The sequence below is a fragment of the Saccharibacillus alkalitolerans genome (assembly GCF_011090185.1).
GTDB lineage: Bacteria > Bacillota > Bacilli > Paenibacillales > Paenibacillaceae > Saccharibacillus > Saccharibacillus alkalitolerans.
The window spans coordinates 1,127,792-1,153,534 of sequence record NZ_JAAFGS010000001.1; the positions used below are offsets into that span (position 1 = coordinate 1,127,792).

A 25,743-nucleotide genomic window follows, 5' to 3' on the forward strand; every position below is an offset into this window, starting at 1 on the left:
AGATTGTGTATTGTAAATTTGAACTACTTCGCGCCCGCTGCTTTGAAAGACTCGTCAATTCGCCGATCAAAGCGGCGGAGCGAGGGCAAAGGAGACGAATCATGAACAAATCCAACGAGCAAAAAATCGGCCGGCAGACGGCAAGAATGCGGCGGGAAACCTTCGGTTTGTTTTCGCTGCTTCTGGCTTTGCTGTTGATCTTGTCCGCCTGCGGAGCGAAGCCCGCCGATTCTGCGTCAAACCGCACGGGGGCAGGACCTGGCGAGAGCGAAGCCGGTTCCGCTGCTGCCGTGACGCTGACCGTATCGGCGGCGGCCAGCTTGACCGACGCGCTGGCGGACATTCAAGCCGCATACGAAGAAGCCCATCCGAACGTGAAGCTCGAATTCAATTTCGGCGCTTCGGGCGCGCTTCAGCAGCAGATCGAGCAGGGCGCTCCGGCCGATCTGTTCTTGTCGGCTTCGAGCAAAAATATGCAGGCGCTTGTGGACGGAGGATTCATCGAAGCGGATCAGGAAAAGGACTGGCTGAGCAACACGCTGGTCGTCGTCGTTCCCGCGGATTCGGAGCGGGCCGCGGCGAAGATCGAAGATCTGTCGGGAGAAGCGGCGACGCACGTGGCGATCGGCATTCCGGACAGCGTGCCCGCCGGCAAGTATGCGCAGGAGGCGCTGACGAACGCCGGCGTATGGGATGCTCTTGGGAACAAGCTGGTGCAGGGCAAAGACGTTCGGCAGGTACTGCAATATGTGGAGACGGGCAACGCGGAAGCAGGCTTCGTATACAAGACCGACGCGTTGACCTCCGACCGTGTCAAGACGGCGTTCGAGGTCGAACCCGGCACCTACTCGCCGATCCGCTACCCGATCGGTATCGTCAAGGCGACCAAGCATCCGGAAGCAGCTCAGGCTTTCTACGATTATCTGCAAACGAGGGAAGCGTTGGACGTCCTGACGAAATACGGCTTCTCCGCTCCGCAATGATGCTCCCGGCTGAACTCGGCTGGAGCGATTACTGGTCGCCGATCCGCCTGTCGCTCCAAGTCGCGCTGCTGGCGAGCGTCATCGCCACCGTGCTCGGAACAGCCGTCGCCTGGTGCATGTCCAGGCGGGAACGTTTTCGCGGCAAGACGGTGCTGGAGACGGTATTCATGCTGCCTCTCGTGCTGCCGCCGACCGTCGTCGGCTTCCTGCTGCTTATGCTGCTCGGGCGGCGCAGTTGGTTGGGGCAGCTGATCGAGCGCGTCTTTCACTCGCCGGTCATCTTCTCCTGGTGGGCGGCGGTCATCGCGGCCGTCGTCGTCGCTTTTCCGCTCGTTTACCGGACGGCGGTCGTCGGATTTGAGGCCGTCGACCGGGATCTCGAAGACGCCGGACGCTCGATCGGCGCCGGGGAATGGCAGGTGTTCCGGCATATCACGCTGCCGCTGATCGCGCCGTCGCTCAAGACGGCTTACGTGCTCGGCTTCGCCCGCAGCCTCGGCGAATTCGGGGCGACCCTGATGATTGCCGGAAATATTCCGGGCCGGACGCAGACCGTGCCGACGGCGATCTACGTCGCCGTAGACTCCGGCCATCTTCCGTCGGCCTGGGCCTGGACGATCGCCATCGTGGCGATCTCGTTCGTGCTCCTGCTGCTGACGGGACGGCGGGATAGCCGCTTCTGATTCCCGGATTTCGCGAAAAGGCTGGCAGAGCCGTCTTCGGACAGCTCTGCCAGCCTTTTCGTTAGGATGCGACAATCAGCGCGGCAAGCGCGCCTCTCTTCCGACTTCTCTCCGCGGCAGGATCGCGCGAAAGCGTCAGTTTTGGAAATAGTATCCCGCATTCAGGTCTTCGGCCAGATCGGGATGGACAGGCTCCCAACCCAGCGTTCGGCGCGTGAGCGCGCTCGATGCGCGGCTGTCGCCGGAGACGGCGAAATTCATCCAGCCGAAGTGCGCGTGCGCTTCTTCGGGCGGGATCGCTCGGACCGGAAGGTTAAGTCCGCGGCCGATCGACTCGGCGATCTTGCGGAAAGGCACGCCTTCTTCGGCGACGCCGTGCAGTCTGGAGCCCGCAGGCGCGGATTCCAGCGCCAGGCGGAACAAACGGGCCGCGTCCAGCCGATGGACAGCCGGCCAACGGTTGGCGCCTTCGCCGATATAGGCGGAGAAGCCCCGGCTTCGCGCGATCTGGACAAGCGCGCGGACAAAGCCCTGATCGTGTTCGCCGTGCACCGTCGGCGAGAGACGAACGACCGAAGAGCGAATGCCGCGCGCGGCAAGTTCGCTCACCGCCGCTTCGGCGTAGCGGCCGGTACCGACCGTCGGGTCTTCCTCCGTGTTCAGGCGTCCCGGCTCCAGCACCAGGGCGCCGGACGTCAGCACGAACGGCTTGCCCGTGCCTTCGAGGGCTTCGCCCATCGCGTCCGTCGCCAGCCGGTCGGCGCGCCCTGCACCTTCCATATCCGAAAAATCATGGACATAGGCCAGGTGAATAACGCCGTCGGCTTCCCGCGCCCCTTCGCGCAGGCCGTCCAGGTCTTCTAGCGAACCCCGGCGGGGCCGTGCACCGGCCGTCTTCAAAGCTTCCGCGCCTTTATCGGACCGCGCCAGCCCGACGACTTCGTGTCTTGCGTCCAGCAGCTCGCGTACGACCGCCGTTCCGATGAATCCCGTTGCTCCCGTTACGAATACTTTCATTTTTCATTCCTCCATGTCCGAAAATTCGGTTGATTCGCCTTCACGATCGAAGCATAAACTATAGAGCGCGCTCTATAGCAAGCCCCGTTTTTTCGTGGTATGATGCCGTCATGACAACGACATTCACGAGCAAGCAAGTGGCCGAAGAGACGGGGCTCAGCGTGCACACGCTGCGCTATTACGAGCAGGAAGGATTGATCGACGGCATACAGCGGGACGCGAACGGATACCGGATGTATTCGGCTTCCGACGTCGTCTGGTTTCATGTCATCACGTATTTCCGGCGGATCGGCTTATCGGTTCAAGAGATCAAACGCTTCAATGTCCCGAGAGACGGAAGCGGTTCGAGCGCGGCCGCTCGTCGTGAGTTCATGGAGACGTACCGCGAGCGAGTCGTGGAGCAGATGAAGGAGCTGCAGGACTCCCTGAACAAGATCGACGACAAGATCGAATTTTTTCGGCGGATGGAAGAAGCGGAACGCGAAAGCGCCCGGACGCGATAGCGTTCGGGTTCGCTGCTGCGGGCGCGGCTCGCGGCCGACCCGGAGCTGTTGGACACCGAACCTGCGGTCAACGGCATTATTCAGGGAGCTTTTTGGCTGAGCGGCGTGTTGAACGAATAGGCACGCGAGACGAAAACGCGGAATCGCACGGACGGATTTGATCTTACGAGGAATAGGAGGTTTTGCCATGCGGCATATACGTGCTGTTTTGCTCGCGGAATCGCATCTTGAACGCCCGGAATGGATCGCACACCGGATCGAGGAAACGGATTTTGTCGCGTTGGGCCCGCAGTCCGGCGAGCGCGAAGTCGAACTGTTCGCGGCCGCGCTGCTGAACAACGACGGGATCGAGGACCGATCGACGCCGCAAAAGGCTTTCGAAGCGCTGTTGGAGCTGGACCCCGACGACGGAATCGCGGTCGGAGGCGGAATCGCTTTTTACGAAAACGACGTTCGGCGCGCGGTTCCCGGCTGCTGCGGCGGCATCGAACAAATCCCCGAGATCGTGCTCGACGTTCGCGGCAAACGCAGCCCCTGGATGGGGCATGATCCGTGGCCGACGGTCACTTACGAAGACGATCGAGCTTACGTGTGGCCGGATAACGCTCAAGCTCAGTTTGCGAAAGAGGGCGGGGCGCCGGAACCAAACGGGCAGCAACCGCCGGAGCCGCCGATCGTCTATCCTTACGACGAACTGCTGCGAGGCGTCGAACAGGCCGCGGCCGAGTTGAAAGGCTTTATCGACGGACCGCTGCACCGTTGGTTGGCCGCCAAAGTGCCGAACTTGGCCGATGCGGTGAACGAACGCCTGACGTTCGAACTGTTGGAGCGGATTACATAAGCAAATAAAGGTTTTTGAACAAGCCGCTACAAAAGCCCTTCTCTCCCGAGAAGGGCTTTTTCCCGTTTAGGGTTTTCCCCTCCCGCTATAGGACATTCCCTAATGGGCTGCCGGCTCCCGGTCTTTCATAATGAAAAGTAACCGAAAAGGAGTGTGGATCATCCGATGAAAAAAAGTACGCTGCAAAGAAAATTCAGCCTGAACTTTTTTAAACCCGTCGAGAGCTATTCCGACAATTGGTCGGTCCTCGAAGAGAAAAATAGAGAGTGGGAAAACGTGTACCGCCAGCGCTGGTCCCACGACAAAGTCGTCCGCACCACGCACGGCGTCAACTGCACCGGCTCCTGCAGTTGGAAAGTATTCGTTAAAAACGGCATTATCACCTGGGAGAACCAGCAGATCGACTATCCGTCCTGCGGCGCCGACATGCCGGAATTCGAACCGCGCGGCTGTCCTCGGGGCGCGACGTTTTCCTGGTACGAATACAGTCCGCTGCGCGTGAAATACCCGTATATGCGCGGCAAACTCTGGCGGTTATGGGAAGCGGCCCTTCAGGAGCATGCCGATCCGATCGAAGCCTGGGCGAGCATCGTGGAGAATCCGTCCAAAGCGATGGAATACAAGAAAGCCCGCGGCAAAGGCGGCCATATCCGCGTCGCCTGGGACGACGCGCTGAGACTGATCTCGGCCCAACTCATCTATACGATCCGCAAATACGGTCCCGACCGCATCGCCGGCTTTACGCCGATCCCCGCCATGTCGATGGTCAGCTACGCCGCCGGCGCGCGCTTCATCTCCCTGCTCGGCGGAGAGATGCTGAGCTTCTACGACTGGTACGCCGATCTGCCGCCGGCTTCGCCGCAAATCTGGGGCGAGCAGACCGACGTGCCGGAATCGTCCGACTGGTACAATGCCGGTTATTTGATGATGTGGGGTTCCAACGTGCCGCTGACCCGGACGCCGGACGCGCATTTCATGACCGAAGTGCGCTACAAAGGCACCAAAGTCGTGTCCGTCGCGCCGGACCTGGCCGAAAACGTCAAGTTCGCCGACAACTGGCTTGCGCCGCATCCCGGCACGGACGCCGCGGTGGCGCAGGCGATGACGCACGTCATCCTGGACGAATTTTACCGAAAGCGGCAGGAGCCGATGTTCCTGAACTATGCCAAGCAGTACACGGATATGCCGTTCCTGATCCTGCTCGATCCCCATGAAGACGTCTGGAAAGGCGGGCGGTTCCTGCGTTCGAGCGATCTCGGCGCGGCGGAGGAGAACGCGGACTGGAAGCCGGTCATCTACGACGAAGCGGCGGGCGAAATGCTCGTGCCGAACGGCACGCTGGGCCAGCGCTGGGAGCAGGGCAAGAAATGGAACCTGATTCTGGAACGCGAAGACGGCGCGAGAGTGGAGCCGGCGCTGTCCGTGGAGAGCCACGGCGGCGAATGGTTGGAGATCGCGTTCCCGTTCTTCGACAACGGCGGCAACGGCACGTTCAAGCGCGTCATTCCGGCCAAAAAGATCACGCTGGCCGACGGCAGCGAACGCTACGCCGCCACGGTCTACGATCTGATGATGAGCCAGTACGGCGTCGCCCGCACCGATAGCCCGTACAACGCTTCGGGCTACGACGATGCGGAATCGTTCTATACGCCGGCCTGGCAGGAGAAGATCACGAGCGTCAAAGCGTCGGTCGTGACCCAGATCGCCCGCGAATTCGCACAGAATTCGCTCGATACGGGAGGTCGGTCCATGATTATCATGGGAGCGGGCATCAACCACTGGTTCAACAGCGATACGATCTACCGCTCGATCCTGAATCTTGTCGTGCTGACGGCGTCGCAGGGCGTCAACGGCGGCGGATGGGCGCATTACGTCGGTCAGGAGAAATGCCGTCCGATCGAAGGGTGGTCGACGGTAGCTTTCGCCAAAGACTGGCAGGGAGCGGCCCGGCTGCAGAACGCGACGTCGTTCTTCTACTTCGCGACGGAACAGTGGCGATACGAAGAAAGCGGCACGGACTCGCTGAAATCGCCGACCGGCGGCGACGTCACGTACCGTCACCCGGCCGATTACAACGTACTGGCCGCCCGTCTGGGCTGGCTGCCTTCATATCCGCAGTTCAATAAAAACAGTCTGCTGTTCGCCGAAGAAGCGGGCCGCGAAGGCAAGAAGAGCAACGAGGAGATCGTGAAGCATGCCGCAGATCAAGTGCGCAGCGGAGAGGCCCGCTTCGCCGTCGAAGATCCCGGCGCGCCGGAGAACTACCCGCGGTCGCTGTTCGTCTGGCGCTCCAACCTGATCTCCAGTTCCGCGAAGGGGCAGGAATACTTCATGAAGCATCTGCTCGGCGCGTCCGACGCGCTGCTCGCCACGCCGAACGAAGAGCAGAAGCCGGAAGAGATCGTGTGGCGGGAAGACGTCGAAGGCAAGCTGGATCTGCTGGTCGCGCTGGATTTCCGCATGACGACGACGCCGCTGTACGCGGACATCGTGCTGCCGGCGGCGACGTGGTACGAGAAGACCGACTTGAGTTCGACCGACATGCACCCGTTCGTGCATCCGTTCAATCCGGCGGTCAATCCGCTGTGGGAATCGCGTTCGGACTGGGACATTTACCGCCGCTTGGCGGAGGTGTTCTCCGGTATGGCCAAAAATCATCTGCCCGGCGTATACAAAGACCTGGTTACCGCGCCGCTCGGCCACGATTCCAAGGGAGAAATCTCGCAGCCGATGGGCCTGATCAAAGACTGGTCCAAAGGGGAGATCGAAGCCGTGCCGGGCAAGACGATGCCGAATTTCAGCATCGTGGAACGCGACTATACCAAAATTTACGATAAATACGTCTCGCTCGGTCCGAATCTGGCGATCGGCAAGACCGGCGCGCACGGCGTGACGTTCTCCGTCGCCGAAGAGTACGAAGAACTGAAGCTGCTGAACGGCGTGTACGACGAAGAATCGATCAAGAACGGACTTCCGAAACTGCATACGGCCCGACAGGCGGCGGACGTCATTTTGCATTTGTCGTCGGCGACCAACGGACGCGTCTCGCAAAAAGCGTACGCTCAGGCCGAAGAAGATCACGGCGTCGAATTGAAAGACATTTCCGCCGACCGCGCCGCGGAGCGGATCACGTTCCAGAGCATTACGTCTCAGCCGCGCGAAGTCATTCCGACGCCGGTATTCAGCGGCTCGAACAAGAAAGGCCGCCGCTACTCGCCGTTTACGACAAATATCGAGAGACTGGTTCCGTTCCGAACGTTGACGGGCCGCCAGCATTTCTATCTCGACCATGAAGTGTTCCTGCAGTACGGAGAGGCGCTGCCCGTATACAAACCGACGCTGCCGCCGATGGTGTTCGGACCGCGCGACCGCGAAGTGAAAGGCGGCGTGGACACGCTGGTGCTGCGCTATCTGACGCCGCACGGCAAATGGAATATCCACTCGACTTATCAGGACAACCAGCACATGCTGACCCTGTTCCGCGGCGGTCCTACGGTCTGGATCAACAACGAAGACGCGCTGGCTCACGACATCGACGATAACGATTGGCTCGAAGTGTACAACCGCAACGGCGTCGTGACGGCCCGCGCCGTCGTCAGCCACCGGATGCCTCGGGGCACGATGTTCATGTACCATGCGCAGGACAAGCACATTCAGGTGCCGGGCTCGGAGATCACCGACACGCGGGGCGGCAGCCACAACGCGCCGACGCGCATCCACTTGAAGCCTACCCAGATGGTAGGCGGCTACGCGCAGCTCAGCTACGGCTTCAATTACTACGGTCCGATCGGCAACCAGCGCGACGTCTACGTCGCCGTTCGTAAAATGAAGGAGGTTAATTGGCTTGAAAATTAAAGCGCAAATCGCAATGGTCATGAACCTCGACAAATGCATCGGCTGCCATACGTGCAGCGTGACATGCAAGACGACCTGGACCAACCGCAAAGGCGCGGAATACATGTGGTTCAACAACGTCGAAACCAAACCGGGCATCGGTTATCCGAAGCGCTGGGAAGACCAGGAACTGTACAAAGGCGGCTGGCAGCTGCGCAAAGGCAAGCTGGAGCTGAAATCCGGCACCAAGCTGTCCAAGATCGCGCTGGGCAAAATTTTTTACAACCCGGATATGCCGGAGATGAAAGACTACTACGAACCGTGGACGTACAACTACGAAGATCTGACCAATGCCAAGGATCAAAAACACTCCCCGGTCGCCCGCGCCCATTCGGCCGTAACCGGCGAAAAAATGGACCTTGAATGGGGTCCGAACTGGGAAGACGATCTGGCCGGCGCGCATATTACCGGACCGATCGATCCCAATATCCAAAAAATCGAAGAAGAGATCAAGTTCAATTTCGAGCAGTCGTTCATGGTGTATCTGCCCCGGCTGTGCGAACACTGCCTCAATCCGAGCTGCGTCGCGTCGTGCCCGTCGGGCGCGATGTACAAGCGGGAGGAAGACGGCATCGTGCTGGTCGACCAGGAAGCCTGCCGCGGCTGGCGTTACTGCATGACGGGCTGCCCGTACAAAAAAGTCTACTTCAACTGGCAGACGAACAAAGCGGAAAAGTGCACGTTCTGCTTCCCTCGGATCGAAGCCGGCCTGCCGACGGTATGCTCCGAGACATGCACGGGACGCATCCGCTATCTCGGCGTGCTGCTCTACGACGCGGACCGGGTGCAGGAAGCGGCGTCCGTGACGGACGAACAGGATTTGTACAAAGCGCAGTGCGATTTGTTCCTGAATCCGAACGACCCGGAAATCATCAAGCAGGCCCGCAAAGACGGCATCTCGGAAGACTGGATCGAAGCTGCGCAGAATTCGCCGGTATACAAGCTCGCGATCGAGCATAAACTGGCGTTCCCGCTCCACCCGGAATACCGCACGCTGCCGATGGTCTGGTACGTGCCGCCGCTCAGCCCGATCATGAACTATTTCGAAGGCCGGGACTCCATCGAGAATCCGGACATGATCTTCCCGGCGATCGAGGAGATGCGCACGCCGATCCAATACCTGGCGAACATGCTGACGGCCGGCGATACGGCGACGGTCAAGGAATCGCTGCAAAGAATGGCCATGATGCGTTCGTATATGCGGGCCAAGACGACGGGGCAGGATTTCGACGAAAGCCGCCTGGCGCGCGTGGGCCTGACCGCCCGCCAGACGGAGAGCATGTACCGGCTGCTGGCGATCGCCAAATACGAAGACCGCTTCGTCGTTCCGACTTCGCACCGCGAAGGCTACGTGAATCCGTACCGGGCTCAAGGCGCTGCCGGCTTCGGCGATATGCTGGGCGCGATGGGCGCAAACACGGGCTGCGACGGCTGCGGTCCGGCCACTTCGTCGATCGACCCCAATGCGGAAGCGCCGTCCAAGACGGGCAGGGAAATGTACGAAGAGAACTTCTACGGGGGGATCTGGCGTGATTGATATCGCGAAGCTGTACGACTACAAAGCCTCCTTCGGATTTTTCTCCCGTCAGCTCATGTATCCGGAAAAGCTGGATTTCCATCCGGCTTTTCTGGAAGAATCGTTCGCCCCGGATCATCCGGCGCGGGAAGCCGCTCAGACGTACTGGGCGCGCATGCACGAGCTGAGTCTGGACGAGATTCGCGAGCAGTACACGGAAACGTTCGATTTTCAAAAAGACTGCGCGCTGTACATGACGTATTTCAAGTTCGAAGACGCCAAAGAACGCGGTCAAATGCTGCTGCGGCTGAAAGTGCTGTACGAGATGTTCGGACTGGAAATGCCGGAAGGCGAACTTCCCGATTACCTGCCCTTGATGTGCGAATTCCTGTATGCCGCCGAATGGATGAAGGAACGCAAAGCGCCGGAAAACTTCCGGCTGCTCTTCGCCATTTTCGAGGACGGAACGTATCATTTGCTGCAGGCCCTCGAGAAGCTGGACAGTCCTTACCGTCATCTGGTGCAGGGACTTCGTCTGACGCTCAAAGCCTGCATAGAACAGGAGACCGTGAATCCATGAACATGTTCGATCAATTTCTTTGGGTCATTTTCCCGTATGCCTGCATGATGATCTTCGTCGTCGGGCACATTTTTCGCTATCGGCACGACCAATTCAACTGGACCGCGAAGTCGAGCGAATTCATCGAAAAAAAACAGCTGATGTTCGGCAGCCTGCTGTTCCACCTGGGCGTTATTCCGGTATTCTTCGGCCATGTCTCGGGTCTGCTGATTCCGAAAAGTTGGATGAGCGCCATGGGCGTCAGCGAGCATGTCTACCATATCGGCGCCGTTTATATCGGAGGCATTTTCGGCGCGATGACGCTGATCGGCATGCTGCTCTTGACCGCGCGCCGCTTCACGATCCGCAACGTGCGGCGTCTCAGCTCCGCGTCCGATCTGATCGTCAACGTGCTGCTGCTGTTCATCGTATTCATGGGCATGTACGCGACGCTGTTCACCAACGCCGTGCAGCCGGAATTCGATTACCGCGAATCGATCTCGATCTGGTTCCGCGGACTGTTCACGCTGCGTCCGGACGCTTCCCTGATGCACGGCGTGCCGATGTCGTTCAAGATCCACGCGCTGACGGGATTCGCGATTTTCGCGTTCTGGCCGTTCACCCGGCTCGTCCACGTATGGAGCGTTCCGTTGAATTATGTAGGCAGAAGTTATATCCTGTACAGAAGACACAAATCCAATTAAGGAAGCGGGCGACGCCCGCTTTTCCGCTTTCGCTGGGAGATGCATGATGATGGGAACTCACGCAGATTATCAAAGGGAACTCGACGCTATCCGCCATTCGCGCGGCTACGATTTTCTGGCGCTGGCTCTCGTCGAGCCGGCCGAAGAGCAGTACGTGATCCGCTGGAAGCATGCGGCGGGCAACCGCAACGAGCGCTTTCGCCGCATCGTGCTCAAATCCGGCAAAGGGATCGCGGGCATCGTATTCAAGACCGGCAAATCGGTCTTCATTCCGTCCGTTCGCGAATATGTGGGCGCCGACAGCCTGTTCAATTATCCGATCGTTCAATCCGAAAAGCTCGAGAGCCTCGGCGCGGTTCCGCTCTGGAACGAAGCCAGGGTCGTCGGCGTGCTGCTGGGAGGATTCCGCGAGGAAAACCGGATGACGCCCGAGTTGATGCGAGACCTTGAACGCTCGGCGCGCGCGGGCATCGGCGACCTTGACGGCAGGGAGGTGGCTTCGTCTTGAGCACGCCTGCCGAATTTAGCCGCATGAGCCCGCTCATGATGAAGCTGTTCGAGAACAGCCGGGAAGCCATCTTCTTTTTCGACCGGACCGGGCGCGCGCTGGCGATGAATCCCGCGGCGGAAGAGATCGTCTCCGAAGACGTGATGATGAAGCTGTATCAGGGCAGCGAAAACGCGCTGTGCGGCACCTGCCGCGGATACACGAGCGACACGGAGCAGCGGACCTGCCTGGACTGCTACATGAAAATGCCGGATTCGGAAGGGCATACGTCATTCCAAGTGTACTTGGAAACGAGAAACAAAGGCGTCGTTCCGTATGCCGGATCTTTTCACGTCGTCGATCCGGAAGACGGGACGCGCGTCTTTATGCTGCGCGATCTGACCCCGCAGCTGCGCGTACAGGAACGGCTGTATCAAAATAAAATGATGCGGCACGTGATCGAAGCGCAGGAGAACGAGCGCAAGCGTCTATCCCGGGAGCTGCACGACAGCGTCGCCCAGGAACTGATGAGCGCCGTTATCGATCTGCGGGTGCTCAAGTACATGACGGACGACGAAACGGTGCTGAAAAAGGTCAAGCAGACGGAAGCGTCGATGACGCGGCTGCTGGACGATATCCGCAACCTGTCCGTGGAACTGAGACCGGCCGCGCTCGACGATTTCGGGCTTGAAGCGGCTTTTCGCTCGCATTTCAAAAGGGTCGAAGAAAGCTACGGCCTCGTGGTCGAATTCTCTTCGGGTTTGGCCCGCAAACGCTATCCGAGCGATATCGAGACGGTCATTTACCGGATCTGCCAGGAAGCGGTGCTGAACGCGTTGAAGTATGCGCAGGTCGACACGGTCAGCGTGCATCTGTTCGAGCGCGGCGGCATGATCAGGCTCGAAGTGGAAGACGAAGGCGAAGGCTTCGAAGCCGGCTCGGATCCGATCGGCACGGGGCTCGGATTGTACGGCATGCGTGAGCGTGCCGAACTGGCCGGAGGCACGCTGAGCGTGAGATCCGAGCCGGGCATCGGCACGAAAGTGCTCGTGCAGATCCCGATGCCGGAATTTCAGGAAAAGGAGTAACGACGGATGAAAATTGTGATAGCGGACGACCATGCCATTGTACGCAGCGGCTTCTCGATGATCCTGAATTTTCAGCCGGATATGGAAGTGATCGGAACGGCGGCCGACGGCATCGAAGCGTATGCGGCGGTCGCCAAAAGCCGTCCGGACATCCTCGTGATGGACCTCAGCATGCCGCCGGGCGAGAGCGGGCTGATCGCCACGGGCAAGATCAAGGAGGATTATCCGGACACGAAGATTCTCATTCTGACTATGCACGACGACGAAGAATATCTGTTTCACATTTTGAAAAGCGGCGCTTCGGGCTACGTGCTCAAAAACGCTCCCGACGAAGAACTGCTGCTCGCGATCCGGACGATTCATGCCGGCGGTACATACATCCATCCGAAAATGGCGACTTCGCTCGTGCGGGAATTCATCAAAAACGACAAGTCGTCGCCGAATACGGAAGATCCGTTCGAGCTGCTGTCGAAGCGGGAGCTGGAAATTCTGCCGCTGATCGCCAAAGGTTACGGCAACAAGGAAGTGGCGGAGAAGCTGTTCATTTCCGTCAAAACGGTCGAAGCGCATAAAGCGAAAATCATGGAAAAGCTCCAATTAAAAAGCCGTCCGGAGCTGGTGGAATACGCGCTGCGCAAAAAGCTGCTGGATTTTTAAAAGCCGGCGCGCAGGGCGTGAATATCAAGGGAAGAATAAGAAAGGAGCGCCGCCGTGGAGCTGACGTTCGAAAAACCGGCGATGCGTTTGTTGGAAAACGAGCATCGCTATCTGACCTATCTGGCGGAGGAATGGCATCCGATCGCGCTGAGGCTGGAGGAAGAAAGGGACCTTCATACCGCGAGAGTTCTGCTGGGCACGCTGCGGGAGAAGCTAGAACGGTTCCGTGAACCTCTCAAAAGACATACGGATAAGGAAGAAGAGCATTTTTTTCCGGTTCTCGGAGGTTATATCGGATTCGAGCAGGGACCTCTGGTAGGGATTCAGGAGGAACATAGGGAAATCGAGGCCTATCTGGAACATTTCCTGCACCGGACACAAGAAGATCCCGAAACGCTGAACGCGGAACAAATAGCGGCCGCAGCGCGGGATGCCTGCGAAGCGTTCGAGGCGCTGACCGTCAATAGGGTCAAAGAAGAATCGGTGCTGTTTCCGATGGCCGAAGCCCGGATTCTGCCCAAGCAAATGCTGAAGCTGTACGAGAGAATGAATACGATGATCGTTTGAGTGCTTACGCCAAGGGGCAGCGTTCATAAGGGAGCCTGCCGAAACATTACCAGCAAAAAGGCCTTACTCTTCGCAACCGCGAAAGGCAAGGCCTTTTTGCTGTTGACTTGTATTCCGAGATTCCACTTCCGGAACGTTTTCCCACTGTGAAGGGTTTTATAGGGTTTCCCCTGCAGGGGACAGGGTGCTCCCCTATATGCCTTACGGAAAGCTCCCGCTAAAATGGGGACAGTAGACCGGCTCGAACCCTGATCTGCGGCGCGCCGCCGCTTGTGAAAATCGGATCGCGGCCGGACGAATAACTGTCGAAAAGGTGCGTGTAACATGATCAAAAAAGTACAGCTTCCGCTCCAAACGCTGAATCTGACGGTCGGCTTCATGGTATGGGTCATCATCTCTTCGCTGATGCCTTTCATCAAGGAAGATATCGCCATTCCGGCGGACCGTCTGGCGATCGTAACGGCCATTCCGGTCGTATTGGGTTCGGTTCTGCGTATTCCGCTCGGGTATTATGCCAATATCATTGGCGCGCGTCTCGTTTTTCTGCTCAGCTTTGTGCTTCTGCTGTTTCCCGTGTATTATATCAGCGTAGCCCAATCGATGACGGCGCTCATCATCGGCGGGTTGTTCCTGGGGATCGGGGGAGCCGTATTCTCCGTCGGCGTTACCTCGCTGCCGAAGTATTACCCGGCGTCCAAGCACGGCTTCGTCAACGGCATTTACGGCATGGGCAATATCGGGACGGCGCTTACGACCTTCGCGGCCCCGGTGCTGGCGACGCAGCTGGGATGGCAGTCCGCGGTCAAGTGGTATCTGGTCCTGCTGGCCGTCTTCATCGTGCTGAATTTCCTGTTGGGCGACCGCCGGGAAGTCAAGGTGAAGACGCCGATCGTCGAGCAAATCAAAGGCATTTACAAAAACGAAAAACTGTGGATGATCTCGCTGTTCTACTTCATCACGTTCGGTTCGTTCGTCGCGTTCACCGTTTACCTGCCGAACTTCCTCGTTTCGAACTTCGGCTTGGATAAAGTGGATGCGGGGATGCGTACGGCCGGCTTCATCGCGATCGCGACGTTCTTCCGTCCCGTGGGCGGCTGGCTCGCCGACCGCTTCAAGCCGCTGCTGCTGCTGGCCGGCACCTTCGCCGTCTACACGATCGCCGCGATTCTGCTGGCGTTCTCGCCTTCGCTCGGCCCTTACACGGTAGGCTGCCTGGCCATCGCGTTCAGCGCAGGCCTCGGCAACGGCATCATTTTCAAGCTGGTTCCGTTTTATTTCCAACAGCAGGCGGGCATCGCGAACGGCATCGTGTCCATGATGGGCGGTCTGGGAGGCTTCTTCCCGCCGATCATGCTCGCTGCCATCCACGGCGCGACCGGGCAGTATTCGATCGGATTCATGCTGCTGTCGCAGGTCGCGCTGGCGAGCATGGTGCTGGTGTTCTGGCTGCATTATCAGGATAAGATGATGACTTCCGCGGTGGGAGGAGAAACGGCCTCCAAAGCCCAATCGAACACGATGCGCAAATAACCGAAATTCGCCGGCGGATAAATGACCGGCTGAAGCGAACGAAGAGCCGTCCGGATATCCGGGCGGCTTCCTATGCAAAGGAGGACAAAAGAGAATGAGCACGCCGCGAGAAGACCGTTATTCCCGTCAAATCTTGTTCGGGCCGATCGGCAGGGAAGGGCAAACGGGACTGGAGCAGGCTTCGGTCGCCGTGATCGGCTGCGGAGCGCTGGGCTCGGCCATCGCCGAAACGCTGACCCGGGCGGGCGTGCGAGAACTGCATCTGGTCGACCGCGACTATGTGGAATGGTCCAATCTGCAGCGCCAGCAGCTGTTCGGCGAGAGCGACGCGGAACATATGAGTCCCAAGGTGGCGGCAGCGGAGCGCAGGCTGCTCGAAATCCGCTCCGATCTGAAGCTGCATACGTATCTGGACGACCTGGACGTCGCGCTGATTCGCAGCTTGGCCTCGGAATGCTCGCTGATCATGGACGCGACGGATAATTTCGAAACCCGCCTTCTGATCAACGACGCGGCGCTGGAAGCGGGAATTCCCTGGATCTACGGCGCCTGCGTCGGTTCTTCGGGCACGGTGTTCCCGTTCGTCCCCGGGCGTTCGGCCTGCTTCCGCTGCCTGCTTCCCGCGCTGCCTTCCGCCAACGACACCTGCGATACCGCCGGCATCATCGCGCCCGCCGTGCAGACGACAGCCGCGCTCCAATGCGCGGAAGCGATGAAATGGCTGAGCGGAAACAGCGAAGCGATGCGGACGAAGGTGCATCATTTCGATCTGTGGTCCGGCGAACAGATGAATACGGGGATTTCCCGCATTCGCCGCGAGGACTGTCCTTCATGCGGACCGGATCCCGCATTCCCCGCGCTTGTTCGGACGGCAAGGCCGGCTTACGCGGCGCTGTGCGGAAGGGACACCGTGCAGGTGCTCCCCGATCCGAATCGCCCGATGACGCTGGACGACGCCGAACGGATCGGCCGGCGGGTGGGCGAAAGTCTTCGCCGTACCCCGCATTTTGTACAGTTTCATGCTTTCGGGGCGCGGTTTATCTTGTTCGGCAACGGAAGGCTGCTGATTCACGGAACCGGCAGCGTGGAAGAAGGACGGACGCTGCACCGCAAATTGTTCGGTTAGGGAACAGCCTTAAGGGAATTCGGCAGCCGGAACGCAGAACACGAGAGGAGAGAGACAAATGAGCGAAGCTCCACCCGTCAAAGAAGGGAAGAGCGCACCGGATATCCGATTGGCGGTGCTGACCGTCAGCGATACGCGCACGAAGGATACCGATAAGAGCGGACGGCGCATTATCGAACTGGCCCGGGAAGCCGGCATCGAAATCGCGGAATATACGCTGTGCACGGACGATGCGGAAGCCATTCATTCGATCGTCGCCGGCTGGCTGCTGCCGCCGGACATCGATGCCGTCGTCGTGACCGGCGGTACGGGCATCGCGCTTCGCGACGTCACGATCGAAGCGGTACGTCCGCTGTTCGAAAAAGAAATCGACGGCTTCGGCGAGCTGTTCCGCTATTTGAGCTTCGCCGAGGACATCGGCACGAGAGCGGTGCTCAGCCGGGCCGCGGCCGGCACGGCGAAGGAGAAAGCGATCTTTCTCCTGCCCGGTTCCACCGGCGCGGTCACGCTCGCCATGCGCCGGATCATTCTGCCGGAAATTCGGCATATTCTGCACGAGCTGACCAAGCATCGGTCCGAATAAAGACAAAAAAGAGAGAGCCTCAGCTCTCCCTCGAATAATCGCCCGATTTGCCGCCGGTCTTCTCCAGCAGCATCGTCGGACCGATGACCATATCCTTGCCCGCGGCTTTGCACATGTCGTAGATGGTCAGCGCCGCGGCGCTGGCCGCCGTCAGAGCTTCCATCTCGACGCCGGTCGGCCCCTTGGTGCGGACGGTGGCGTACAGCAGAACTTCGTACGAAGAAGCCGCTTCGTCCACCTTCCATTCGAATTCGATATCGACGCCGCTCAGCATGAGCGGATGGCACATCGGAATGATCTGCGCCGTATTTTTGGCGGCCATGATTCCCGCGACCTGGGCTACGGCGAGCACGTCGCCTTTTTTGCTGCTTCCCTCGCGGATCTGGCGGTAAATCGTTTCGTTCAGCCGAACGGAAGTCGCGGCGCGCGCCGTGCGGACCGTCTCGTTTTTCTCCGAAACGTCGACCATGCGGGCGCGTCCCTGTTCGTTAAAATGGGTAAGTTCGGACACTGCAATCATCCCTTCGTTAAGATCAAGTTGGGTATAGTATAACATGGAGAAAGGAGCGGAAGCGCTGATGATGGAAATGAGAAAGCCGATTCCGGTCGGCGAAGCGGTCGCCCGGGTCACGAACGAAGCCCGTAGATTGGACGAAGAGACGGTTCCGCTCGAAGCAGCGTACGGCCGCATTCTGGCTCGGCCGCTGATCGCCGCGCACGACGTTCCGTCGTTCGACCGCTCGCCGTACGACGGCTACGCGATTCGCGCCGAAGACTCGGCCGGCGCATCCGGCGGCGAGCGTGCCGTTTTTCGCGTCGTCGATCATATCGGCGCCGGCGCCGTCTCGTCGAAGACGCTGGGACAGGGCGAAGCGGTTCGCATCATGACCGGCGCGCAGCTGCCGGCGGGCGCGGACGCGGTCGTCATGCTGGAACAGACGCAGGAGGCGGAGACCGTCTCCGCGGGCGAGCGCGGATCGAAGGCCGGAGAAAGCGCCGTGCCGAATGCCTTCACCATCCGCAAGGCGTTCTCGCCCGGCGAAAACATTTCGTTTCGCGGCGAAGATATGAGAGAGGGCGAAGAAATTCTGCCGGCCGGCAGCTTGATCCACCCCGGCACGGTCGCGCTCTTGGCCACCTTCGGACATACGGAGGTGCAGGCCGCGAAGCGGCCGATCGTCGGCATCCTGTCGACGGGAACGGAGCTGCTGGAAGCCGGAGCGGCGCTGGAGCCGGGCAAGATCCGCAACAGCAACGGCCCCATGATCGCCGCCCAGCTGCGGCGCATGGGCGTGCCGAGCCGCATGTACGACGCGGCGGTCGACCGGCTGGAAGACATGCTGGATACGGTGCGGCGCGCTCTGTCGGAATGCGACTGCCTGATTACGACAGGAGGCGTGTCCGTCGGGGATTACGATCTGCTGCCGGCTGTGTACGAGCGGCTCGGAGCGGACGTTCTGTTCAACAAGGTCGCCATGAGACCGGGCAGTGTCACGACCGTGGCCGTGCTGGAAGGGCGTTTCTTGTTCGGTCTGTCCGGCAATCCTTCGGCCTGTTACACCGGATTCGAACTGTTCGCCCGTCCCGCCCTGCTGAAGATGATGGGGGCCGAACGCCTCTATCCGCTGCGCACGAAGGCGCGTCTGGAAGAAGACTTCGCGAAAGCGAATCCGTTCGCCCGCTTCATTCGCGCCGTCTACGACGGACGGTCGGTTCGCCCGGCGGGCTTCAACAAGTCGAACGCGGTCTCCTCGATCGGACGGGGCAACGCCTTAATCGTGCTGCCGGGCGGTACCCGGGGATTCGCCGCGGGCGATATCGTCGACGTGCTGCTGCCCGGCATGGAGGAAGGTTCCGCGGTATGGGAGCTGTGAAGCGGCTTCAGATCGTGGGCTTCAAAAACAGCGGCAAAACGACGCTGACGGAGAGGCTGCTGCGGCTTGCCGCAGGACGCGGGCTGCGAGCGTCGGCGATCAAGCACCACGGGCACGGCGGACCGCCGGAACCGCCGCCGGCGGGCACGGACGCTTCGCGCTTTTTCGAAGCGGGGGCGGCCAGCTCGATCGTCGCGGGCGGCGGCGTGATCGTTCTGCAGAGCCGGCAGCCGGAAGCGGACCCGGGCGCCGGACTGGATTCGCTGATCCGGCTGACCGAAGCGAGCGCGCACCCGGATTTGATCCTGATCGAAGGATTCAAGGGAGCCGAATACGACAAAATCGCGCTGCTGCGCTCGGAAGCGGACGCGGAGGCGCTGAGCGGGCTGCGGAACGTCAGGCTGATCCTTGCGCCGGACGACAAGCTGAAGACCGCGCTGGACGGCCGCTTCGCGAGAGGAGCGGCAGAGGACGGAAGAAGGCGGTATCCGCCCCTGCTGCTTCGGGAAGAGAACGAACAGATCGAAGCCTGGTTCGACGAATGGCTGAAAGGAGACGCCAATGAAACCTTATGAAATCGTAACGGAACCGATCGATCCGCAGCGATACGCCGATTACGTGCTTCGTCCGGAAGCGGGAGCGGTCACGCTGTTCACCGGGCATGTGCGCGAATGGACGCGCGGCATCCGCACGCTGTTTCTCGCTTACGAGGCTTACGTGCCGATGGCCGAAAAAATGCTTGCGCGGATCGGCGGAGAGATCGAAGAGAAATGGCCGGGCACGAAGACGGCGATCGCCCACCGGATCGGCGAACTGCAGATCGGAGAAATCGCGGTCGTGATCGCGGTATCGTCGCCGCACCGCCGTGATGCCTACGAAGCGAACGAATACGCGATCGAACGGATCAAGGAATCGGTGCCGGTCTGGAAAAAAGAAATTTGGGAAGACGGCACGGAATGGATCGGCGACCAGCGCAAAAAGCCGGAGACCGAGCCCGCACCGGAATAAACGTCCGAACGGAGAAGGAGAGAAGCCATGATTACGCTGTATTATTTTGCCGGGCTGCGAGAAGCGGCGGGGAAAGCGCAGGAAGACGCCGACCTTGCGGGCCGGACGGTAGCTGAACTGACCGCCTGGGTAAGCGGCAAATATCCGCATCTGCCGCTGGACGGCGTTCGGGTGGCCGTCAACGAAGAATACGCGCTGCAGGAAGACGTGCTGCAGGAAGGCGATACCGCGGCGCTGATCCCGCCGGTAAGCGGAGGGTGAAGCCTGCTGAGAAGAGCGAGGCTGTCCGGCAGGCTTATCCGTCCGAACGGCCGGTCGGCATTCTGCTCGCGGGCGGCTTGTCCAGACGCTACGGCTCACCGAAAGCTTTCGCCGAATACGGCGGCCGGCTTTTCCATGAACGGGCTCGCGAAGCGCTGTCTGTCGTCTGCGACCCGGTCGTCGTCTCGGCCAGCATAGCGCTCTCGGAGCGGTTTTCGCCGTCCTGCGATGTCCGAACCGATCTGCCGGAACTTGCCGGACAGGGACCGCTCGCCGGCATTTGCACCGTCATGAGGAGCGTGCCAGCAGGCCGTTATATTACGCTTCCCTGCGATATGCCCCGCATCGGGCCGGAAGAAATCCGGAGGCTGGAGAGTCTTGCCCGAACGCATGCGCAAGCGGACGTCGTCGCCGTTCGAACGGCGAGCGCGCATCTGCCGCTGCTGAGCGTCTGGAAGGGCGGCCTGGACGGTCTGCTGGAGACTCGGATTCGCGAAGGGCGGCTTGCCGTCATGAAACTGCTGGCGGAGCTGGATACCGTCTGGCTGGACGCTTCGCAGCTGCATGAAGACCCCCGCATTTTTCACAATTTTAACACGCCGGACGCGGACTGAAGCGGAGGCGACAGGAGAGGAGCGAAAGCCATGAATACGAATCATCCCGCGCCGACAGACCGGCTTCGCCGGCCGATCCGCGATCTGCGCATTTCGGTCACCGACCGCTGCAATTTCCGCTGCACCTACTGCATGCCCAAAGAAATTTTCGGCGACGATTACGCCTTCATGCCCAAGAGCGAGCTGCTGACCTTCGAAGAAATCGAGCGGCTCACCCGGCTGTTCGCTTCGATCGGCGTCAAGAAGATTCGGCTTACGGGAGGCGAACCGCTGCTGCGCCGGGGAATGCCCGATCTCGTGTCCCGCATAATGAAGGTGGACGGCGTGGAAGACGTCGGCTTGACGACCAACGGTCTGCTGCTGGGCGCCAATGCGCAGCCGCTGCACGATGCGGGGCTGCGGCGGCTGAACGTCAGTCTGGACGCGCTCGACCCCGAATTGTTCGGACGGTTGAACGGACGCGGCATCGATTCGGCGCAGATTCTGCGTCAGATCGACCAGGCCCGGCAGGTCGGCTTCGAAGTCAAGGTCAATATGGTCGTGCAAAAAGGCGCCAACGACGGCGAAATTCTGCCGATGGCGGCTTACTTCAAGGAACGCGGCATCACTCTTCGTTTTATCGAATTCATGGACGTCGGCAACGACAACGGCTGGAGCTTCAAGCGCGTCGTCACGAAAAAAGAAATTTTCGATCGGCTGCAGGCCGTTCACGAACTGGAGCCCGTCGATCCCGATTATTTCGGCGAAGTCGCTTCGCGCTATCGGTACAAGGGAACGGATACGGAAGTCGGCTTCATTACGTCGGTATCGGAGTCGTTTTGCTCCTCCTGCACGAGAGCCCGGCTCTCCTCCAACGGCATTTTTTATACCTGCCTGTTCGCCTCGAGCGGCTTCGATCTGCGGGCCATGCTGCGAGGCGGAGCGGGCGACGAAGAGATTCTCGGCGCGATCGTCGACGTGTGGGAAAGCAGAAGCGACCGATACTCCGACGAACGCACCGAACAAACGGCCAAAAACCGAAAAAAGATCAACATGTCGTATATCGGCGGTTGACGAAACGAAAAAGAGCGCCGATCATAGATCGGCGCTCTTGCTTATGCGAGAGATTCCCGTTTGGGGCACGAATGCTCCGAACGGTCAGCTGTTGATCGAAGGCGTCTGATCGTCGCCCTTCGACGCATCGAAGTTTCCGTCGCCTACCCGGCGGCGAATGTCGTCTTCCGCCAGCCGCTTGAGAATCGGCCCTTTCGACACGTCGTTCGCCCCGCTCTTCTCCGATTCCGTCCGTTCATGCCGCGCAAAATCCGCATTGGTGCGGCGTCCGGCTTCTTCCCGTTCTTCTTTCGTCATGAATTCCGTATCTTCCGGTCTGCCTTCGTTTGCCATGTCGCATTCCTCCTCGGTTCGATATCGGTCTTTCTACGCATTACCCGAACCGTTCGGGAATTGAACCCGCTGTCAGAACTTGACCGGCAGCGCGGCCAGTCCCTGGGAACTGAGCGCAAAGCTCCAGGCCACGTCTTCGCGCGGAATCGCCAGGCGAAGCTCGGGCATGCGGCGCAGCAGCGTGGAAAACGCGACGTCGGCTTCGATTCGCGCCAGCGGAGCGCCGAGGCACATGTGAATGCCGTTCCCGAAAGCCAGATGCCGGCTGATACTGCGCGTCAGGTCCAGCTCTTCCGACGCATCGAATTTCAACTCGTCGCGATTCGCCGACTTCAGCACGGGGAAGATCATCTCGCCCCGGCGGATCGGCTGTCCGGCGATCTCCGTGTCTTCCAGCGCGTAGCGCGGTCCCGCGATAGTGGACGGTCCGTTGAAACGAAGCAGCTCTTCGACGGCGGAAGGGACGAGCGAGAGATCCGCTTTCAGTTTCGCGAGCTCGTCCGGATGGTCGAGCAGCATAAGGCATCCGGTCGCGATCAGGTTCGACGTCGTCTCGTGCCCGGCAAAAACAAGCAGCGTGATCATCGAGTACAGCTCCTGTTCGCTCAAACGGTCGCCTTCTTCTTCGAGGGCGATCAGTTGGCTGATCAGATCGTCGCCGGGGCGGCTGCGCTTATTATGCACCAATCTCGCCGTGTATTCGCCGAAGGCGCGCAGATGTTCCGCGACTTCCGGTTCCTGACGTCCCAGACCTAGCCCGTGGGCGATCGCGCCGGACCAGAGACGAATGTCCGCATGGTCCTCTTCCGGAATGCCGAGCATATCGCAGATCACGTTGATCGGCAGCGGATAAGCGTAATCCCGCACCAGATCCATCTCTCCGCCGCTTTGCACCCGGTCCAGCAGGCTGTCGGCGAGTCCCTGCACGCGCGGACGCAGGCTTTCCATATACTTCGGCGTGAACGCTTTGGACACCAGCCCTCTCAAGCGCCGGTGATCCGGCTCGTCGACCGTCAGCATGGACTTTCCAGTGAAAAAGGTGGCCGGAGACGATTCGTCCTGCCGCATAAAGCTTTCGCCGCCCGAACTGCCGCTTTCAAGCGCGCTGCGGTCGACCGTAAAGCGTCCGTGATCTTTGAGTACCTGCATCGCTTCGTCGAAGCGGGTCACCATCCAGGCCTTGAATTTGACTCCGCCCATTTCGACCGGCACCGACAGAATCGGCCCCGCCTGGCGCATCTGCGCGAATACGGCGAACGGATCGAGTCCGTTCTCTCCGTTAAAAATCCCGGAAGCCGCCTGCTCTGCCGTCACTGCGCGATCTTCGTTCATTCGGATCATCCTTTCTCCAAGCACCATTTTTTACAAAACTCGAGGCTTCAGAAAACCGGCATCATCCCGTGAAACGAAACGCTTCTTCTCTTGAGCGAGACTGTGAATGAAGCGATTAAAAAAATTATATTGTCATTGAATGACAAAAGTCAATTTAGGACATAAAATGACGATAGACGAGCGAAAGAGGAAGGGGAGCGGATCATGAACGACACAATAGCGCCCAAGGCGGGAAGAGAAGGGCTCCGCGAGCGCAAAAAAAGGCTGGCGGAACAGGCGATTACGGATGCCGCTCTGCGGCTTTTCGCGGAAAAAGGATATTACGAGACTTCGATTCAAGAGATTGCGGATGCCGTCATGATGTCTTCGCGCACCTTTTTCCGATATTTCGATTCCAAGGAGGATATTCTTTCGGGAGCGATCCGCGCCGTTCAACGGGAAGGTCTGCGCTTGGCTGCGGAATGCGAATCGAACGAGCCTTTGAAGATTGCGCTGCGCCGGGTCTTTTTGCATCTTGCCGAGCTTTATCAGCAGCAGCGTGACGGCCTGCTCGCGCGCTACCGAATCGCCAAACAGTCGTCCGCCCTGGCGTCGTTGTTTCTGTACGCCATGCTGGAGACGGAACCGGAACTCTGCGCAGCGCTTGCCGCGAGGCTGGAACCGGAACCCGACCGCAGCGAGCTGCGGTTTCTCGTCGCCCTGCATATGACCGCTCTTCGGGTGACGATCGAAGAATGGCTCGAAAATGAAGAGTCTCCGCCGCTTTCTTCGCTGTTGGAGCAGCGCCTGATTTTTTGACTTCATCTTTCCGACCGATGGGAAGGAAGACAATCGATAGTGCAACACGAAAGAGCCGCATCGTCGTCGATGCGGCTTTTTGGGTTTGTTTAGACCGCTTAAAACGATTCGCCGATCGGTGTTCGCATGCAAAGTGAGTTTGTTTCCAAAGTTTGGGTAAGTAAGTTTTGACTCAGCGAAGAAAGGAGATACGCACATGTTCATCCGGGGAAGAAGAATCGGAAGCCTTCTGCTCGCGGCCCTGCTGATCGCTTCGGCATTGTCGGGCTGCGGCAGAAGCGAGCGGGCCGAAGGAGGCACCGGACTGCTGCACAACGACGAGTTCGTGTTTACGGCGTCCGGCGAATTTCGCCCGTTTAGCTACCTGAACGATGATTTGACCATGTCGGGCTTCGATGTCGAGGTCGGCAACGCGATTGCCGCGGAGCTCGGCGTCGAACCGGTAGCCAAACGGATGAAAATGGTCGGCTTGGTGGAAGGCGTCAAGAACGGACGGGCGGACGCCGCGGTCGCCAGCTTGACGATCAACGATCTCCGCGCTCAACATGTCCTGTTTTCCACGCCGTACTATTACTCGGGACCTCAGATTTTCACCCGTCCCGACAGCCCGATCCAGACGACGGACGATCTGAAGGGCAAAGAAGTGGCGGTCGCTAAAGGAACGAGTTACCTGGACATCGCCAAACGATACACCGGCAACGTCAAGACGTACGACAGCGATATCACGGCGCTGCAGGCTTTGGCCGACGGACGGCACGACGCGGTCATCACGGACTTCGTCACCGGCCGGACCACCATTCAAGAAGGCTTTGCCGTGGAAGAACGCCAGCTGATCGAACGAAGCGAACAGGCCGTCGTAGTCCCGATGGACAACCCGGTTCTGCTGAAACGGATCAACGAAGCGCTGGAAAATCTGCGGCAGGACGGCACGTTGAAAAAAATCAGCGAAGAATACTTCGGGGAAGACATTACGACCAAGCCCGAGGCTGCCGAAACGGAGTAGCCCCCATATCTGACAGAAGGGACGTGCCTGCATGAACGGAATTGCCCAGTTTTTCGAAACGTTTGCCAGCAGCAGCGGACTTCTGACCCGCGCCATGCTGCTGACGCTGGAACTGACCGCCGTATCGATCCTGCTCGGGATCGTGGTCGGTCTGTTCTTCGCGCTGCTGAAATTGTCGCGGCTCAAAGGCTTGGCCTGGATCTCCGACGCTTATATTTATTTAATCCGAGGAACGCCGCTGATTGTGCAGATCTTCATTCTGTACTTCGGTCTCAGCGGACTGTTCCTGATCCCGGACTTCTGGGCGGCTTCGCTGGCGCTGGCTCTGCATAACGGCGCTTATATCGCGGAAATCTTCCGCGGCTCGATCCAATCGATCGACAAGGGCCAGATGGAGGGCGCGACTTCGCTCGGCATGAAACGTTCGCTGGCCATGCGCCGCATCATTCTGCCGCAGGCGTTCCGCAGAGCGCTTCCGCCGCTGGGCAACCAGTTCATTATCGGGCTGAAAGACTCGTCGCTCGCGGCTTTCATCTCCATGAACGAGCTGTTCAACGTGGCGACGACGCTCGGTTCGAACAACTTCGACGAGATGACGTACTTATTGATCGTAGCGATCTACTATCTCATCCTGGTCGGCGTGCTGACGCTCGTCGTACGCGCGATAGAGCGCCGGATGGCCGTCAGCGAACGCTGATCGGCAGGAACTTTCAGATCGGAAGAAAGCGG

Annotated in this window: 28 protein-coding genes; 24 read left to right on the forward strand and 4 right to left on the reverse strand. The window is 59.6% G+C overall.

Going from position 1 to position 25,743, the window contains the following annotated elements:
- The first annotated feature begins 146 nt into the window (after window positions 1-146).
- Complete coding sequence (gene modA, locus GYN08_RS04855; protein WP_166273124.1) at window positions 147-983, forward strand: molybdate ABC transporter substrate-binding protein; 837 nt, start codon at window positions 147-149, stop codon at window positions 981-983.
- Window positions 980-1,666: a molybdate ABC transporter permease subunit gene (gene modB, locus GYN08_RS04860; RefSeq protein ID WP_408015046.1), complete on the forward strand. Its 687-nt coding sequence runs from the start codon at window positions 980-982 to the stop codon at window positions 1,664-1,666. The genes modA and modB overlap by 4 nt, the downstream gene beginning before the upstream one ends.
- A 135-nt stretch (window positions 1,667-1,801) precedes the next feature.
- On the opposite strand, the gene GYN08_RS04865 is transcribed toward modB, so the two are convergent.
- Window positions 1,802-2,683 carry an SDR family oxidoreductase gene (locus GYN08_RS04865; protein ID WP_166272892.1) on the reverse strand — a complete coding sequence of 294 codons (882 nt, stop codon included), beginning with the start codon at window positions 2,681-2,683 and terminating at the stop codon, window positions 1,802-1,804.
- Window positions 2,684-2,793: 110 nt separating this feature from the next.
- On the opposite strand from GYN08_RS04865, the gene GYN08_RS04870 reads away from it, so the two are divergent.
- The 13 genes from GYN08_RS04870 to GYN08_RS04930 all read left to right on the forward strand — a co-directional run bounded on the left by GYN08_RS04870 (window position 2,794) and on the right by GYN08_RS04930 (window position 16,738).
- Window positions 2,794-3,186: a MerR family transcriptional regulator gene (locus GYN08_RS04870; protein WP_166272893.1), complete on the forward strand. Its 393-nt coding sequence runs from the start codon at window positions 2,794-2,796 to the stop codon at window positions 3,184-3,186.
- A gap of 187 nt (window positions 3,187-3,373) precedes the next feature.
- Window positions 3,374-4,027 carry a hypothetical protein gene (locus GYN08_RS04875; protein WP_166272894.1) on the forward strand — a complete coding sequence of 218 codons (654 nt, stop codon included), beginning with the start codon at window positions 3,374-3,376 and terminating at the stop codon, window positions 4,025-4,027.
- A gap of 180 nt (window positions 4,028-4,207) precedes the next feature.
- Window positions 4,208-7,882 carry a nitrate reductase subunit alpha gene (locus tag GYN08_RS04880; protein WP_166273126.1) on the forward strand — a complete coding sequence of 1,225 codons (3,675 nt, stop codon included), beginning with the start codon at window positions 4,208-4,210 and terminating at the stop codon, window positions 7,880-7,882.
- A complete protein-coding gene (gene narH / locus GYN08_RS04885) occupies window positions 7,872-9,458 on the forward strand; it encodes a nitrate reductase subunit beta (RefSeq protein WP_166272895.1) in 1,587 nt (528 codons plus the stop codon). The genes GYN08_RS04880 and narH overlap by 11 nt, the downstream gene beginning before the upstream one ends.
- Window positions 9,451-10,017, forward strand: coding sequence for a nitrate reductase molybdenum cofactor assembly chaperone (gene narJ, locus GYN08_RS04890; RefSeq protein WP_166272896.1), 567 nt, complete (start codon window positions 9,451-9,453; stop codon window positions 10,015-10,017). The genes narH and narJ overlap by 8 nt, the downstream gene beginning before the upstream one ends.
- Entirely contained in the window at window positions 10,014-10,700 is a 687-nt protein-coding gene (gene narI, locus GYN08_RS04895) for a respiratory nitrate reductase subunit gamma (protein ID WP_166272897.1), read from the forward strand. Before narJ ends, narI begins: the two co-directional genes overlap by 4 nt.
- A 49-nt stretch (window positions 10,701-10,749) precedes the next feature.
- Window positions 10,750-11,208: a GAF domain-containing protein gene (locus GYN08_RS04900; protein WP_166272898.1), complete on the forward strand. Its 459-nt coding sequence runs from the start codon at window positions 10,750-10,752 to the stop codon at window positions 11,206-11,208.
- A 23-nt stretch (window positions 11,209-11,231) separates the two neighbouring features.
- Entirely contained in the window at window positions 11,232-12,275 is a 1,044-nt protein-coding gene (locus tag GYN08_RS04905; RefSeq protein ID WP_166273127.1) for a PAS domain-containing sensor histidine kinase, read from the forward strand.
- Window positions 12,276-12,281: 6 nt separating this feature from the next.
- Window positions 12,282-12,932, forward strand: coding sequence for a response regulator (locus GYN08_RS04910; RefSeq protein ID WP_166272899.1), 651 nt, complete (start codon window positions 12,282-12,284; stop codon window positions 12,930-12,932).
- Between the two features lie 54 nt (window positions 12,933-12,986).
- Window positions 12,987-13,499 (forward strand): hemerythrin domain-containing protein, encoded by a 513-nt coding sequence (locus tag GYN08_RS04915; RefSeq protein WP_328802877.1) that lies wholly within the window; start codon window positions 12,987-12,989, stop codon window positions 13,497-13,499.
- A gap of 324 nt (window positions 13,500-13,823) precedes the next feature.
- The gene (locus GYN08_RS04920; protein ID WP_166272900.1) at window positions 13,824-15,029 is read left to right on the forward strand and encodes a nitrate/nitrite transporter; all 1,206 of its coding nucleotides are present in this window, start codon (window positions 13,824-13,826) and stop codon (window positions 15,027-15,029) included.
- A gap of 94 nt (window positions 15,030-15,123) precedes the next feature.
- Entirely contained in the window at window positions 15,124-16,155 is a 1,032-nt protein-coding gene (locus GYN08_RS04925) for a ThiF family adenylyltransferase (protein WP_166272901.1), read from the forward strand.
- Window positions 16,156-16,213: 58 nt separating this feature from the next.
- On the forward strand, window positions 16,214-16,738 hold the full coding sequence (locus GYN08_RS04930) for a MogA/MoaB family molybdenum cofactor biosynthesis protein (RefSeq protein ID WP_166272902.1): 525 nt from the start codon (window positions 16,214-16,216) through the stop codon (window positions 16,736-16,738).
- Between the two features lie 19 nt (window positions 16,739-16,757).
- Here GYN08_RS04930 and moaC read toward each other — a convergent pair whose 3' ends face one another.
- A complete protein-coding gene (gene moaC / locus GYN08_RS04935; protein WP_166272903.1) occupies window positions 16,758-17,249 on the reverse strand; it encodes a cyclic pyranopterin monophosphate synthase MoaC in 492 nt (163 codons plus the stop codon).
- Window positions 17,250-17,316: 67 nt separating this feature from the next.
- On the opposite strand from moaC, the gene GYN08_RS04940 reads away from it, so the two are divergent.
- Genes GYN08_RS04940 through moaA form a run of 6 tightly spaced genes read left to right on the forward strand, consistent with a single transcriptional unit; the run spans window position 17,317 to window position 21,548 of the window.
- Window positions 17,317-18,612 carry a molybdopterin molybdotransferase MoeA gene (locus GYN08_RS04940; protein WP_166272904.1) on the forward strand — a complete coding sequence of 432 codons (1,296 nt, stop codon included), beginning with the start codon at window positions 17,317-17,319 and terminating at the stop codon, window positions 18,610-18,612.
- Window positions 18,600-19,187 carry a molybdopterin-guanine dinucleotide biosynthesis protein B gene (gene mobB / locus GYN08_RS04945; RefSeq protein WP_166272905.1) on the forward strand — a complete coding sequence of 196 codons (588 nt, stop codon included), beginning with the start codon at window positions 18,600-18,602 and terminating at the stop codon, window positions 19,185-19,187. The genes GYN08_RS04940 and mobB overlap by 13 nt, the downstream gene beginning before the upstream one ends.
- Window positions 19,174-19,620 (forward strand): molybdenum cofactor biosynthesis protein MoaE, encoded by a 447-nt coding sequence (locus GYN08_RS04950; RefSeq protein WP_166272906.1) that lies wholly within the window; start codon window positions 19,174-19,176, stop codon window positions 19,618-19,620. Before mobB ends, GYN08_RS04950 begins: the two co-directional genes overlap by 14 nt.
- Window positions 19,621-19,647: 27 nt before the next feature.
- Window positions 19,648-19,881 carry a molybdopterin converting factor subunit 1 gene (moaD, locus tag GYN08_RS04955; protein WP_166272907.1) on the forward strand — a complete coding sequence of 78 codons (234 nt, stop codon included), beginning with the start codon at window positions 19,648-19,650 and terminating at the stop codon, window positions 19,879-19,881.
- Window positions 19,878-20,495 (forward strand): molybdenum cofactor guanylyltransferase, encoded by a 618-nt coding sequence (locus tag GYN08_RS04960; RefSeq protein ID WP_328802882.1) that lies wholly within the window; start codon window positions 19,878-19,880, stop codon window positions 20,493-20,495. The genes moaD and GYN08_RS04960 overlap by 4 nt, the downstream gene beginning before the upstream one ends.
- Before the next feature lie 30 nt (window positions 20,496-20,525).
- Window positions 20,526-21,548, forward strand: coding sequence for a GTP 3',8-cyclase MoaA (gene moaA / locus GYN08_RS04965; RefSeq protein ID WP_166272908.1), 1,023 nt, complete (start codon window positions 20,526-20,528; stop codon window positions 21,546-21,548).
- An 84-nt stretch (window positions 21,549-21,632) separates the two neighbouring features.
- Here moaA and GYN08_RS04970 read toward each other — a convergent pair whose 3' ends face one another.
- Together GYN08_RS04970 and GYN08_RS04975 are read right to left on the reverse strand one after the other, a co-directional pair.
- On the reverse strand, window positions 21,633-21,881 hold the full coding sequence (locus tag GYN08_RS04970; RefSeq protein ID WP_166272909.1) for a hypothetical protein: 249 nt from the start codon (window positions 21,879-21,881) through the stop codon (window positions 21,633-21,635).
- 72 nt (window positions 21,882-21,953) lie between these two features.
- Entirely contained in the window at window positions 21,954-23,213 is a 1,260-nt protein-coding gene (locus tag GYN08_RS04975) for a cytochrome P450 family protein (RefSeq protein WP_166272910.1), read from the reverse strand.
- A gap of 204 nt (window positions 23,214-23,417) precedes the next feature.
- On the opposite strand from GYN08_RS04975, the gene GYN08_RS04980 reads away from it, so the two are divergent.
- The 3 genes from GYN08_RS04980 to GYN08_RS04990 all read left to right on the forward strand — a co-directional run bounded on the left by GYN08_RS04980 (window position 23,418) and on the right by GYN08_RS04990 (window position 25,711).
- Window positions 23,418-24,011, forward strand: a complete 594-nt coding sequence (locus tag GYN08_RS04980; protein WP_166272911.1) for a TetR/AcrR family transcriptional regulator — start codon at window positions 23,418-23,420, stop codon at window positions 24,009-24,011.
- A gap of 196 nt (window positions 24,012-24,207) precedes the next feature.
- Window positions 24,208-25,014, forward strand: a complete 807-nt coding sequence (locus tag GYN08_RS04985; RefSeq protein WP_166272912.1) for a transporter substrate-binding domain-containing protein — start codon at window positions 24,208-24,210, stop codon at window positions 25,012-25,014.
- 31 nt (window positions 25,015-25,045) lie between these two features.
- The gene (locus GYN08_RS04990) at window positions 25,046-25,711 is read left to right on the forward strand and encodes an amino acid ABC transporter permease (RefSeq protein ID WP_166272913.1); all 666 of its coding nucleotides are present in this window, start codon (window positions 25,046-25,048) and stop codon (window positions 25,709-25,711) included.
- Window positions 25,712-25,743: the final 32 nt, after the last annotated feature.